This is a genomic window from Streptomyces sp. NPDC006655 (assembly GCF_040703965.1).
Lineage (GTDB): Bacteria > Actinomycetota > Actinomycetes > Streptomycetales > Streptomycetaceae > Streptomyces.
Genome location: NZ_JBEYJU010000007.1, coordinates 41,699 through 53,522, shown reverse-complemented (window position 1 = coordinate 53,522; position 11,824 = coordinate 41,699). Strand labels below are relative to the sequence as shown.

10 protein-coding genes and 2 pseudogenes are annotated in these 11,824 nt (G+C 70.7%); 7 read left to right on the top strand and 5 right to left on the bottom strand.

The features are described 5' to 3' along the window. Positions 1 to 84 precede the first annotated feature (84 nt). From AB0958_RS05960 to AB0958_RS05940, 5 genes are all read right to left on the bottom strand, one after another. Positions 85 to 1,890: a DEAD/DEAH box helicase gene (locus tag AB0958_RS05960; RefSeq protein WP_366889068.1), complete on the bottom strand. Its 1,806-nt coding sequence runs from the start codon at positions 1,888 to 1,890 to the stop codon at positions 85 to 87. A gap of 87 nt (positions 1,891 to 1,977) precedes the next feature. Continuing rightward, positions 1,978 to 2,181, bottom strand: coding sequence for a cold-shock protein (locus AB0958_RS05955; RefSeq protein ID WP_007502648.1), 204 nt, complete (start codon positions 2,179 to 2,181; stop codon positions 1,978 to 1,980). A gap of 121 nt (positions 2,182 to 2,302) precedes the next feature. Beyond that, entirely contained in the window at positions 2,303 to 3,613 is a 1,311-nt protein-coding gene (locus tag AB0958_RS05950; protein ID WP_366889067.1) for an acyltransferase, read from the bottom strand. A 211-nt stretch (positions 3,614 to 3,824) separates the two neighbouring features. Continuing rightward, on the bottom strand, positions 3,825 to 4,718 hold the full coding sequence (locus tag AB0958_RS05945; protein ID WP_366889066.1) for a helix-turn-helix transcriptional regulator: 894 nt from the start codon (positions 4,716 to 4,718) through the stop codon (positions 3,825 to 3,827). A 26-nt stretch (positions 4,719 to 4,744) separates the two neighbouring features. Beyond that, entirely contained in the window at positions 4,745 to 5,551 is an 807-nt protein-coding gene (locus AB0958_RS05940; protein ID WP_366889065.1) for an SDR family oxidoreductase, read from the bottom strand. 290 nt (positions 5,552 to 5,841) lie between these two features. Here AB0958_RS05940 and AB0958_RS05935 point away from each other — a divergent pair. The 7 genes and pseudogenes from AB0958_RS05935 to AB0958_RS05905 form a co-directional block, all read left to right on the top strand. Next, positions 5,842 to 6,141: pseudogene (locus tag AB0958_RS05935) on the top strand (GTPase RsgA); the annotation flags it as partial. 915 nt (positions 6,142 to 7,056) lie between these two features. Then, positions 7,057 to 7,305 carry a hypothetical protein gene (locus tag AB0958_RS05930; RefSeq protein ID WP_366889064.1) on the top strand — a complete coding sequence of 83 codons (249 nt, stop codon included), beginning with the start codon at positions 7,057 to 7,059 and terminating at the stop codon, positions 7,303 to 7,305. 144 nt (positions 7,306 to 7,449) lie between these two features. Beyond that, complete coding sequence (locus AB0958_RS05925) at positions 7,450 to 7,860, top strand: hypothetical protein (protein ID WP_366889063.1); 411 nt, start codon at positions 7,450 to 7,452, stop codon at positions 7,858 to 7,860. Positions 7,861 to 8,261: 401 nt separating this feature from the next. After that, the gene (gene rsgA / locus AB0958_RS05920) at positions 8,262 to 9,356 is read left to right on the top strand and encodes a ribosome small subunit-dependent GTPase A (RefSeq protein ID WP_366889062.1); all 1,095 of its coding nucleotides are present in this window, start codon (positions 8,262 to 8,264) and stop codon (positions 9,354 to 9,356) included. A gap of 58 nt (positions 9,357 to 9,414) precedes the next feature. Next, on the top strand, positions 9,415 to 9,933 hold the full coding sequence (locus tag AB0958_RS05915) for a methylated-DNA--[protein]-cysteine S-methyltransferase (protein ID WP_366889061.1): 519 nt from the start codon (positions 9,415 to 9,417) through the stop codon (positions 9,931 to 9,933). Between the two features lie 297 nt (positions 9,934 to 10,230). Next, positions 10,231 to 11,412, top strand: coding sequence for an SGNH/GDSL hydrolase family protein (locus AB0958_RS05910; RefSeq protein ID WP_366889060.1), 1,182 nt, complete (start codon positions 10,231 to 10,233; stop codon positions 11,410 to 11,412). A 140-nt stretch (positions 11,413 to 11,552) separates the two neighbouring features. Continuing rightward, positions 11,553 to 11,824 (top strand): annotated as a pseudogene (locus AB0958_RS05905) (hypothetical protein); the annotation flags it as partial.

Here is an 11,824-nt window from a genome sequence, read left to right as displayed (position 1 = left end):
GGGGTGGAGATCTCACGAGCCTGGCGTGGGGGGAGCTGGTGGTTCGGTGGCCGGACCCGGAGGCCCGGTGGAACCGGGCCCCGGTCAGTCGCCGCGGGTGGAGGCGCCGCGGGTGCGGGAGCCGGCGCCCCTCGCGCGGGCTGGGCCGCCTGCCGTGCGGGAGGTGGCGCCCGTCGTGCCGCGGGAGGTGGCGCCCGTCGTGCCGCGGGAGGTGGCGCCCGTCGTGCCGCGGGAGGTGGCGCCCGGCGTGCTGCCGGAGGCGGTGCCCGTCGTACGGGTGGCGGCCCCCTTCGTGCCTCCTCGCGGCTGGGGGACGGAGCCGGTCGTCCGGGTGGACGTGCCTCGGGACTGACCGGTGGAACCGGCTGCCCGCGGGGCGGCGGACCTCTTCCTGCCGGTGGCGCCCGCCGTCTGTTCGGAGGTGCCCCGCCCCTGCTCGCCGGTGCTCCCCCTCCGGGTGTCGGTGCCCGCGGTCCGGGCGGCGGCGTCCGGCCCCGCGGCTCCCCGGCCGCCCCGGCGGCGGGCGGATCGCCTGCCGCCCTCGCTGCCGGCCTTCCGCGCCGGGCGGGACTGCGCCGGTTCCGTCGGCTGGGGCACCTCGATGGTGACGGGCACGCCGGAGGGCTCGCGGGCGCCGGTGATACCGGCCAGCTCCGCGTCGCTCGACGTGACGTGGGCCGTCCGGGGGCGGATGCCCGCGTCCGACATCAGCCGGGTGACGTCCCGTCGCTGCTCGGGCAGGACCAGGGTGACCACGCTGCCGGAGTCACCGGCGCGGGCCGTGCGGCCGCCCCGGTGGAGGTAGTCCTTGTGGTCGGTGGGCGGATCCACGTTCACCACGAGGTCGAGGTCGTCGACGTGTATGCCCCGGGCCGCGACGTTCGTCGCCACCAAAGCGGTGACCTGGCCGTTCTTGAACTGCTCCAGGGTGCGGGTGCGCTGCGGCTGGGAACGCCCCCCGTGCAGCGCCGCCGCCCGCACACCGACGGCCAGCAGCCGCTTGGCGAGCCGGTCGGCGGACCGCTTGGTGTCGAGGAAGAGGATGACCCGCCCGTCACGGGCCGCGATCCGCGTGGTGACCGCCTTCTTGTCGGTCTCGTCCTGGATGTGGAGCACATGGTGCTCCATGGTGGTCACGGCCCCCGCCGACGGGTCCACGGAGTGCACCACGGGGTCGGTCAGGAACCGCTGCACCAGACGGTCGATGTTGCGGTCCAGGGTGGCGGAGAAGAGCATGCGCTGGCCGTCGGGCCGTACCAGCTCGATCAGCTTGGTGATCTGCGGCAGGAAACCCATGTCGGTCATCTGGTCGGCCTCGTCCAGCACCGTGACGCGCACCTGGTCGAGTACGCAGTCACCGCGCTCCACGAGGTCGTTGAGCCTGCCGGGGGTCGCGACGAGCACCTCCGCGCCGCGGCGGAGCGTACCGGCCTGCTTGGTGAGGGAGAGGCCGCCGACCACCGTGGCCAGCCGGAGGTTCACCGCCGTCGCGTAGGGGGTCAGCGCGTCCGTCACCTGCTGGGCGAGTTCCCGGGTGGGCACCAGCACCAGGGCGAGGGGCGCCCTGGACTCCGCGCGCAGACCGGCCGTACGGGCCAGGACCGCGAGGCCGAACGCGAGGGTCTTGCCGGAGCCGGTGCGCCCCCGGCCGAGCAGGTCGCGGCCCGCCAGCGAGTTGGGCAGCGTGGCGGCCTGGATGGGGAAGGGGGCGGTCACGCCCTGCGCGGTGAGGGTCTTCAGCAGCCCTGCCGGCATGTCCAGAGCCGCGAAGTCCTCGACGGCGGGGAGCGGGGGTGTCGTGCTCTGCGGCAGCCGGAACTCCGCCGACGACGACACGGACGGTCGGGACGACGGGGCGCGCCGGTTCGACTTCTGGGGCCTGCGGGACATGCGGTGGTCTGCCTTCCTGGAAACAGCACAAACCGGGGTCCGCACCATGACGGTGCGGACCCCGGTGAGCGGATACGCGTCCGGTGATCAGGCGGGGACGATGTTCTCCGCCTGCGGGCCCTTCTGGCCCTGCGTGACGTCGAAGGAGACCCGCTGGCCCTCCTGCAGCTCACGGAAGCCCTGGGTCGCGATGTTCGAGTAGTGGGCGAAGACGTCGGGGCCGCCGCCGTCCTGCTCGATGAAACCGAAGCCCTTTTCAGAGTTGAACCACTTCACGGTTCCCTGTGCCATGACATTCTCCTTCAGTAGGCAGAGGCCCCATCCGGAGATGCCGGAAAACAAACAATGCGCCTGATGGATGAACATTCCCGTCAGGCGCACCAAGTTCATGGGTACCACAACTGCGACTGGTTCACCGTAGCACAGCTTCCGCGACCGCGGCGGCTCGGCGCGCCGCCACCCACCGGGTGGCCGGCACCAGGGCCGTGCCCAGCGCCAGCCCCAGGGCGGGCAGTGCGGGGAACCGGCCGTCCGGTGCGAAGCCCCGCACGGCCAGCCGGCTCAGGGCGAGGACGTCCAGCGCCAGACCGAGCCACAGCGGCCAGGCACGGCGCAGCCCGGCGTCCGGACCGGTCCGCTCGTACAGCACGGCCAGCGCGCGCTCCAGCGGGCCGAGCGCGGCCACGACGCCCGCCAGGGCCAGGCCGAGCACCAGCAGCCACGGCACCCGCAGCGCCCACCAGGCGCCCGAGCCCAGGCCCGGCTCGGGTGCGAGGCCGGTCAGGTAGAACGCGGCGGCGGCGATCAGCACCGGCAGCATGTGCCACAGGTACAGCGTCATGCTGGCCGCGCTCAGCGGACGGACCAACCGCCACACCCGCTCGCGCTCCAGCCCTCGCCGTACCGCCGGGGCGGCGAGGAGGCACAGCCCGGCCTGGGCCACCACCCACGCCAGCATCGCGGCGGACGGCGGATCGGTGTTGCCGGGGTGCTGTCCGGTCACCAGGATCAGGCTGACCGGGAACGGCCCGCAGGCCACGAGCGCGGCGAAGGCGGCCAGGCCGCCCGCCGCCATCGCGAGCGGCACGTACCGCCGCCCGGTCAGCAGCCCGTCGCGCCAGCAGAAACCCAGCTGGTAGGCCACGCCCCAGACGAGCACGTAGTCGAGCAGCCCGACGTACGGCGTGTGCTCCCGCACCACGAGCACGTCGACCACCAGCGCCACCGCACCCATCGCCGACGGGACGCGCGTCCCCCAGCGCCGGTGGGCCGCGTACATCACCGGCGTCAGCGCGCTGAGCAGCAGATACACCGGAAGGAACCAGAACTGCATCGCCATCGCCCAGCCCACCAGCGCAAGCGTGTCCGCGTCCACTCCGGCGGCCGCGCAGACACCGACAGCGACCAGCACCAGGCCGCTGTAGACGCCCACCGGGAGGAGCAGCCGCAGCGCCCGCCGGCCCAGCCACCCGGCGGCGGTGGCCCCGGACTCCCGGGCCCGTGCCCAGGAGCCGCCCGCGGCATGGCCGCCGGCCAGGAAGAACAGCGGCATGATCTGGAACGCGAGGGTCAGCCACTGGGTCCAGGGCACGGTCGCCAGCAGCTCGGGTGCGAGGATCCGGCCGCCGGGCTCCCGGACCAGGGCCGTGATCAGCCAGTGGCCGAGGACCACCAGAACGATCGCCCACGCGCGCAGGAAGTCCACGTACCGGTCTCTGCTCATGGGCCGTCATGCTGCCGCAGCCCCGCCGCCCCCACGCCAGGACACCCATGCCGCAACCATTCCGTGCCCGGCACGACACCCTCCGGACCTGGTCGCGTACGGCGGGCTGGAGCCGGTGGGACGGCCGGCCGAGCGGTGCGGCCGGCCCGATCGGTGCGGTCCGCCCGCGCCGGTCCGGGAGGCGGACCCGAGTACGGCTGAGGGAGTCGGACTATCCGTTGCCCGCTTCGAGTTCGGTCGCGGGCGTCTGTCGGGTGGCCGCCCACGACGCCAGGAGCGCCACGTTGTCAGCGGTCGGCGTGCCCGCCGGTGCGGTGTACACGGTGAGGTGCAGGCCGGGTTCGGCGGGCAGTTCCAGGGACTCGACGTCCAAGTCGAGCCGGCCCACGATCGGATGGTGCACCCGCTTGCGTCCCGACCGGTGCAGCCGCACGTCCTGAGACGCCCACCGCTGCCGGAACAGCTCACTGCGCGTCGACAGTTCGCCGACCAGGGCGATCAGCTCCTCGTCGTGAGGATTGCGGCCGGCTTCCATGCGGAGCTTCGCGGCCGCGTCAGTGGCAATCTGGTCGTAGTCGACGAAGAATTCTCTGGCCGCCGCGGATTCCAGATAGACGAACCGTGCTGTGTTCGCCGGCCGTCGCGGGTCGGCCAGCACAGGTGAAAACAGCGCGCGGGCGAGTTGATTCGTGGCGAGCACGTCATAACGGCCGTTACAGATCCAGGCCGGCGCACCAGAGATCGCGTCGAGCACCTGGTGCAGTGTCGAGCGCACCGTCAGGGCAGACCCGCGCCGACGTGGGCCGCTGGGCGTCCCGGAGCGGCGCGCCAGGTGGAACAGGTGGTCGCGCTCGGCCTCGTCGAGTTGCAGAGCAGAGGCCAACGCATCGAGCACGCCGTCGGAGGCGCCGGCGAGGCTGCCGCGCTCCATGCGCACGTAGTAGTCGACCGACACCCCCGCCAGGAGCGCCACCTCCTCGCGGCGCAGCCCCTTGACCCGACGGTTGCCGCCGTAAGCGGGCAGTCCTGCCTGTTCGGGTGCGATGCGGGCGCGACGTGAGCTGAGAAACTCCCGGATCTCGGTGCGTGGATCCATGGTGGCCATCTCCTCACCGTATGCCCGTTCGCAGTTCAGGGGGTGCCTGTTGCGGTTGTCGCGATGCCGCCGTCCACCGGGATGACGGTGCCCGTGAGGTAGGACCCGGCCCGGCCGGCGAGAAACACGGCGACACCCGCCATGTCGTCGTCGCGGCCGAGCCGGCGCAGAGGGGCCGCCGCCGCGATCGTGTCGCCGATGGCATCGAGCGTGGACGCCGTCATCCGTGACGGGAACACTCCCGGTGCCACCGCGTTCACCGTGACGTGCTGCGGGCCCAGCTCTCTGGCAAGCACTCGGGTGAGTTGGTGGAGTGCTGCTTTGCTGCTGGCGTACGAGTAGTTGGGCGACTGGGCGACGTGGATGGCGGCGATGCTGCCGATGTTGATGATCCGTGCGGGATCATCGGCGGTGCCCGCCCTGCGGAGGGCCGGAAGCAGCGCCTGCACCAGCCAGAACGGCGACTTGAGGTTCAGGTCGATCACTGTGTCCCACGCCTCGTCCGGGAATGTCGCCAGCGGCTCGCGCCACATCGCTCCCGCGTTGTTGACAAGGATGTCCAGGCGTTCCGAGTCGACTGTGACGAGATCAGCGAGGCGCTGACACTCGTCGTGCCTGGACAGGTCGGCGGGGATTGCCTGAACATCGCCGAATTCGGACAGTAGACGCTGTGCTCCCGCGCACGCGTCCGCTGTGCGCGAGCTGACGACAACGCGGGCGCCCGCCTGGAGCAGGCCGCGCGCCATCATCATCCCGATGCCTCTGGTCCCGCCAGTGACAAGGGCATACTTCCCACTCAGATCGAAAAGTCCTGTGCGCGTAGTGAATTGGGCGTCTGCCATTGATCTCCCCATTGGGTAAAGCCGCAGTGGTGTCCAAGGAATGGTGTCGACACTTTCGACTCGACCAGGTTGACAGGCGTTCTGGGCGTCTGGGAGACCCGGGTGATACAGGTACTTGCAGAGCCCCCCTTGCCCGATCGATCTGCTCCTGTAGCTGAAGGAGCGCCGGTAGAGGGTTCAACGACAAGGCGTACACGGCCGCACAGACTGACCCTGACGTCCAACCGGTCAGCTTGGAGGCGCCCTACGGCATGGAATGACCCTCTCTCCCGGGTTCGTCCTCGGCTTCGTTGCCTTCCCCGGCCCCGTACGGCTGGGACGCGGCCTGGGAAGCCGAGTTCGCCCCTCATGCCGAGCAGGGTCTGCTGCCCGGCCGTGTCGTACGGGTCGACCGCGGCCAGTGCGATGTCGTCACCCAGGCCGGCACCGTCCGCGCGGGCATCGAGTTCGTCGTTCCCCGTGACCCGATGAAGGTCGTGTGCACGGGGGACTGGGTCGCGGCCAACGTCGGCCACGCCGTCGTCGCCGTGTCCCTCGCCGTCGAACTCGACCTCGGCCGCATCGAGCGGTTCCTGGCGCTGGCCTGGGAGAAGAGCAGGACTACGCAGCGGCGGATGACCGGTCGACGCTGAAGCGCTGACTGCGGCGATTCAGGCGCGATGGGCAGACATCGAGCTCGACTTGGCGCACCACAGCGAGGGGCGGAGCATCTGCTCGTCCCCCAACTGCCGCTGGGGCCGCAGCTTCACAAGCCGACCGTTGGGAGCGCCCTCCACAGCCGGAGCGTGTACGGCTGTGCGCGACGAAGGGGTTCACCGGAACCCTGACTGGCATCCCGCCGTGTGCTGACATCCACGGCCTGAGCTGTGTGGCATGCGATCTTCCCTGCACGGCTCGGGGCCGCCGTCCTCTTCGCTACAGCCACCGCCATAGGGAGCGGTGAATTCCCTTATGCAAGCGAATGGTGGTCACGACCCGGCCCCGGACCTGGCGACCGTGTGCACGGTGACCGGCGCATCCTGCTGCATGGGCCTGAGGTACGGCCGTCGGATGCCGATGCGTGACCGGATGAGAGTGGCAAGTCGGCACAGGTGTGCAGCGAACGCTCGATCGCTGACGGGTAATAGCTCACGCAAAGGTCTTACCGAGGAATCTTCGGTAGCGGTCACCAGCTGAATCGGCGGTAGCAACAAGTAGGGCCGGAAACGAGTGCAATGTGACGTGGAACACGGTTGACCGGCATTCAGCCTGACCACGCCGCGCGGCCGGACCCTGAGCAATCACGCGGCTGAACGGGTGGCCGGGAGCGGCCCGGGACGGCCGCCCACAACCCTGAACGCTCTGGACTATATTCTGGAGAACGGCAACAAGGTGAAATACGATGCGGTCCGTGACACCATCCAGGTCAGAGCGACCCAGCTTCCGGGTAAGCCTTTCGTGGTCATCTCCGGAAGTGACCCCAACCACATAGTCACTGCCATGATACCGAAGGAATTCGACATTCCGTGAACCCTGTAGAAGAGATCCTCAAAATGGCGCGGAAATTCATTTCCGGCGAGGATAGGTCAATGGGTTTCGTTGCGTCTATGGAAAGCTTCGTGGTGGAGCACCTGCTGGACACTCAGGAATTTGATTTCCTAGCGGAAGGCATGTCTCTCTACCGCCCATGGGCTGGGCCGCCGTACTGGACCGAGGAGGATATGTTGCACCTCATGAAGGATTTCGTGAAAGAATTCGAGTCGCGTTCTTTGTGAGGTGCAGACGAGGCTCCGTAAGTTCCGATATGCCCACGTAGAAATGAGGGCAGAAACAACGTGATGTAGCCTCGAATGCGGCGGGGAGGCCGACCTCGGTCCTCCCCGCCGAAGGTGGACGCACCTGCGGTCTGGAAAATTTCTATGACGAACATCACGCCTCTGGGTATTTTCGGCAGGATTGCGAGTCAATCCGCCTTCTCGGGAACCGCCGATGAGCTCCGGCAGAGGGCAGGTGCGATTCCCGTCGGAGAGCGGGCAAAGATTGCCGAATACCTCCGCTCCGGTACGCCCGTCATCGCCCTGATGGGATTCTCTGAGGACATTTTGGATAGCAATTTCTCCCGCTCCGGCGGTACCGCCATCATGAGCGACGGCAGGTTCTTCTGGAGGCTGGATGCGGCTGATTATGTCGAGCACTACGGGATCGAATTGCCGGCGGAGTTCCTATCTCACGGCGCCGCCCGGCATTGGGTCCCGCCAGTCCTTTCCCGTGAAGAGGTCGCGGCCGTCGATCACCGACTGGGCGAACTGAGGAGATCCGGGACTCTGTGAACACCCGGAGAGCGTTTCCGTCTGAAGCGCGCCGCGGCCGGCCCCTTTTGGGGCTCCGGCCGCGGTGTGTGTCCACGGTGGAGTGACCGTAGAGGACGGCGGCGTCGACGTTGCGGGGCAAGCCGGTGTCTACCTGCGACTGGCAGAGCCGCTCATGAACCAGCACGGCCTGTGACCCTGCCAGAAAATCGGTGGCGCCCGAGTGTGCGCGCATCTAGGGTTGCAACCGTTCGGGCAGCGGCTGTTGGCCGCTGCTGTCGACCGAGTGAGGAACGGGAGGTGTGACCGATGGCTGTCTTTGTGACGGGTTCTGCCCGCAACCAGAAGCTCATCCATTCCACCTCAGCGGCCACCGGCTGACCGACCTCCTTTCCCGGGGCCGCCCTTGTGAAGGGTCACCCTTGACTTCCAGCTCTGCTGTTTTCTCCGCGCTCGCTCCCTACGGCTGGGACGAGACCTGGGCGACGGAGTTCGCCCCCTACGCCGCCGAAGGGCTGCTGGCCGGGCGTGTCGTGCGTGTCGACCGCGGCCAGTGCGACGTCGTCACCGCCGGCGGGACGCTGCGTGCCGACACCGCGTTCGTCACCCCGCACGACCCGCTGCGCATCGTGTGCACCGGCGACTGGGTCGCCGTAGAACCCGGCGGCAACCCGCGGTACGTACGGGCGTACCTGCCGCGCCGTACCGCCTTCGTGCGCTCCACCTCCTCCAAGCGGTCCGAGGGGCAGATCCTCGCGGCCAACGTCGACCACGCCGTCGTCGCCGTGTCCCTCGCCGTCGAACTCGACCTCGGTCGCATCGAACGGTTCCTGTCGCTGGCCTGGGAGTCCGGGGCGCAGCCGGTCGTCGTCCTCACCAAGGCGGACCTGGTCCCGGACCCGGTGACGCTCGGCCACCTCGTGCAGGACGTCGAGACGACGGCACCCGGGGTGCCCGTCCTGACGGTCAGCGCACTCGCCGGGGACGGCCTCGACGTCCTCGTCGCCCTGGTCGGCTCCGGTACGTCGGTGCTGCTGGGCCAGTCCGGCGCCGGCAAGTCCACCCTGGCCAACGCGCTGCTCGGGGCGGACGTGATGGAGGTGCAGGCGGCCCGTGACGTGGACGGGAAGGGCCGCCACACCACGACCACCCGCAACCTGCTGCCGCTCCCGGCCGGGGGAGTGCTGATCGACACCCCGGGACTGCGCGGCGTCGGCCTCTTCGACGCCGAGACCGGGGTCGGGCAGGTGTTCTCCGAGATCGAGGAGCTGGCCCGGCGGTGCCGGTTCGGCGACTGCGCGCACGAGAGCGAGCCGGGCTGCGCGGTGCGCTCCGCGCTGAAGGCCGGGGAACTGCCCGTACGCCGGCTGGAGAGCTACCGCAAGCTCGTGCGGGAGAACCAGTGGATCGTCGCCAAGACGGACGCGCGGCTCCGGTCCGAGCTGAGGAAGGACTGGAAGCGGAAGGGGGCGCAAGGGAAGGCGGCGATGGAGGCGAAGCGGGGGCGGTGGGAGTAGGGCCGTGTCCGTTTTCCGCCAGCCGTGCGGGGCCGCGTCCCTCACACTGGGAGACGTGATGGACGAGGACAGTCGAGGAACTGATGGGCCCACCTACTGGACCCGGATCGCTTCGCCCGTCGGCGAGCTGCTGCTGACCGCCGACGCGGACGGGGCGCTCACGTCCCTGTCCGTGCCCGGACAGAAGGGCGGCCGGAGCGTCGAGACGGGATGGCTGGCGGATCCCGGCCCCTTCACGGCGGCCAGGGAACAGCTCGCTGCCTACTTCGCCGGTGAACTCAAGGAATTCCGGTTGGAGTTGCGGGCGCATGGCACCGAGTTCCGGGAACGGGTGTGGGCGGCGCTCGACGACGTCCCGTACGGGGCGACGACGACGTACGGGGAGATCGCGGCGCGGCTCGGCGCGGCCAGGATGGCGGTCCGGGCGGTCGGCGGCGCGATCGGGGCCAACCCGCTGCTGATCGTGCGGCCCTGCCACCGGGTGATCGGGGCCAACGGCTCGATGACCGGGTACGCGGGGGGACTTGACCGCAAGGTACGACTGCTGACGCTGGAGGGGGCGGTGGCGGCCGGGTAGGGCCGGGGCAGGGCCGGGGGCACTCGCCCGCTGCGGCGGGTGCCCGCCCGCGCCCGGCGGTGCCGTCCCGGCGGCACGACTGCTCGCGGCCGGAGGGAGGGCCGCTTCGCAGGGCGCCCCCGCCGTCAGGAGGCGCGGGGCGGTACCGGTCGGCGGCTCCGCGGACGGTACGACCGCCGACGGCCGGCACCGCCGACGCTCCGCCAACTGGGTGCACCTCCGCGCGAGTTGCCGCTCCGGGCACGCTCCGTGTGCCACCTTCCCCTCCAGTGGACCTTCGGAAGGGCGGACGTGCGGATGGGCAAGGTCGGTCATGTCCTCGCGGCGGCGCTGCTGGCGGTCCTGGGCACGGCGGCGCGGGCCGGCGCCGACCCCGCACCCTCGCTCTGGACCGGGAGCTGGGAGGCGGCGCCCTCCGGCACCGTCCCGGCCGTGCCCGGCGCCGCGTTCCGCAACGTCGTGCACCTGAGCGTCGGAGGCGCGGCCGTACGCGTCCGGATCAGCAACCGGTTCGGCAGCTCGCCCCTGCGGCTCGGCGCGGTCACCGTCGCCCGGCGGCAGGGCACGGGGCCGGACGCCGTACCCGGGTCGATGCGCGTCGCCACCTTCGACGGCGTCGGGACCGCGGTCGTACCCGCCGGGCACGACCTGGTCAGCGATCCGGTGCCCCTCGCGGTGCGGGCCGGCGCGGATCTGCTGGTCAGCGTCGAGACGCCGGGGAACTCCGGGCCCGCCACGTACCACCGGGTCGCCCTCCAGACCGGCTACATCGCCGGGCGGGGGGCCGGGCGGGCCGCCGACGAGGACGGCGACGGGTACACCCGGACCACCGGGAACTGGTACTACGTCACCGGGGTCGACGTCCGCGCCGTGACCCTCGGCAGCGTGGTCGCCCTCGGTGACTCCCTCACCGACGGCAACGGGTCCAGTTTCGGCGCCAACCACCGCTGGCCCGACCGGCTCGCCGAGCGGCTGCGGCCCTACCGGATCGGCGTCCTCAACGCCGGGATCTCCGGGAACCGCCTGCTCACCGACAGCACCGGCGGTCCCGCGGCCCTGCGCCGCCTGGACGCCGACGCGCTGGCCCGCGCCGGGGTCAGGACCCTGGTCGTCCTCGAAGGCATCAACGACATCAAGGGCACCCCGGCGGCCACCGACCCGGCCGACTTCGTGCGGGCCTACCGGACCGTCGTCGCCCGCGCCCACGCGCGGGGGATCCGGGTGGTGGGCGCGACCCTCACGCCGTACGCCGGGTACGGCGAGTACACCGGGGCGGGCGAGGCGGTACGGCAGCGGGTCAACTCGCTGATCCGCACCGGGCAGGTCTTCGACGCCTACGTCGACTTCGACGCCGTCGTACGTGATCCGCTGCGGCCCGCACGCATCCGGCCCGCCTACGACCCCGGTGACCACCTGCACTTCAACGACGCCGGAATGCGCGCCCTGGCGGCCGCCGTACCGCTCGTCGACCTGCTCTGAGTCTCCCGCGTGTCCGTGACTCCCTTTTCTCGCACGTGTGTTCAGGATGTCCCTCGACACGCCGTTCGAGATCGGACCGGGTGCGGGATTTTTCCGGATGCCCCGTTTTCATCGGGCCCGTGCGGTGGACAATTGGGGGCATGAGCCAGCCAGGGGGTAGGCCCACCCGTCACGAGGACGACTGGTGGGGGCAGTTGTACGACGACTCCACGGAGGACACCGGGCCCACGGCCGCACCCGATTCCCTGGACGACCGCTTCGACTCGGCGAAGAAGACGGTGGGGGGACGAAGGGGCGGCGGCACGGCTCCGGACCTGCCGGGCCCGCCTCCGCCGACCGTGCCGCCCCAGCGCGGGGCCGCGCCCGAGACGCCCTCGCGACGTCCACCGGCTCCCGACGCGCCCGACCGGCC

Coding starts and splice junctions, on each gene's coding strand:
- AB0958_RS05960 (WP_366889068.1), bottom strand. CDS start 1,890: ATGTCCCGCAGGCCCCAGAAGTCGAACCGGCGCGCCCCGTCGTCCCGA.
- AB0958_RS05955 (WP_007502648.1), bottom strand. CDS start 2,181: ATGGCACAGGGAACCGTGAAGTGGTTCAACTCTGAAAAGGGCTTCGGT.
- AB0958_RS05950 (WP_366889067.1), bottom strand. CDS start 3,613: ATGAGCAGAGACCGGTACGTGGACTTCCTGCGCGCGTGGGCGATCGTT.
- AB0958_RS05945 (WP_366889066.1), bottom strand. CDS start 4,718: ATGGCCACCATGGATCCACGCACCGAGATCCGGGAGTTTCTCAGCTCA.
- AB0958_RS05940 (WP_366889065.1), bottom strand. CDS start 5,551: ATGGCAGACGCCCAATTCACTACGCGCACAGGACTTTTCGATCTGAGT.
- AB0958_RS05925 (WP_366889063.1), top strand. CDS start 7,450: ATGACGAACATCACGCCTCTGGGTATTTTCGGCAGGATTGCGAGTCAA.
- AB0958_RS05915 (WP_366889061.1), top strand. CDS start 9,415: ATGGACGAGGACAGTCGAGGAACTGATGGGCCCACCTACTGGACCCGG.
- AB0958_RS05910 (WP_366889060.1), top strand. CDS start 10,231: ATGGGCAAGGTCGGTCATGTCCTCGCGGCGGCGCTGCTGGCGGTCCTG.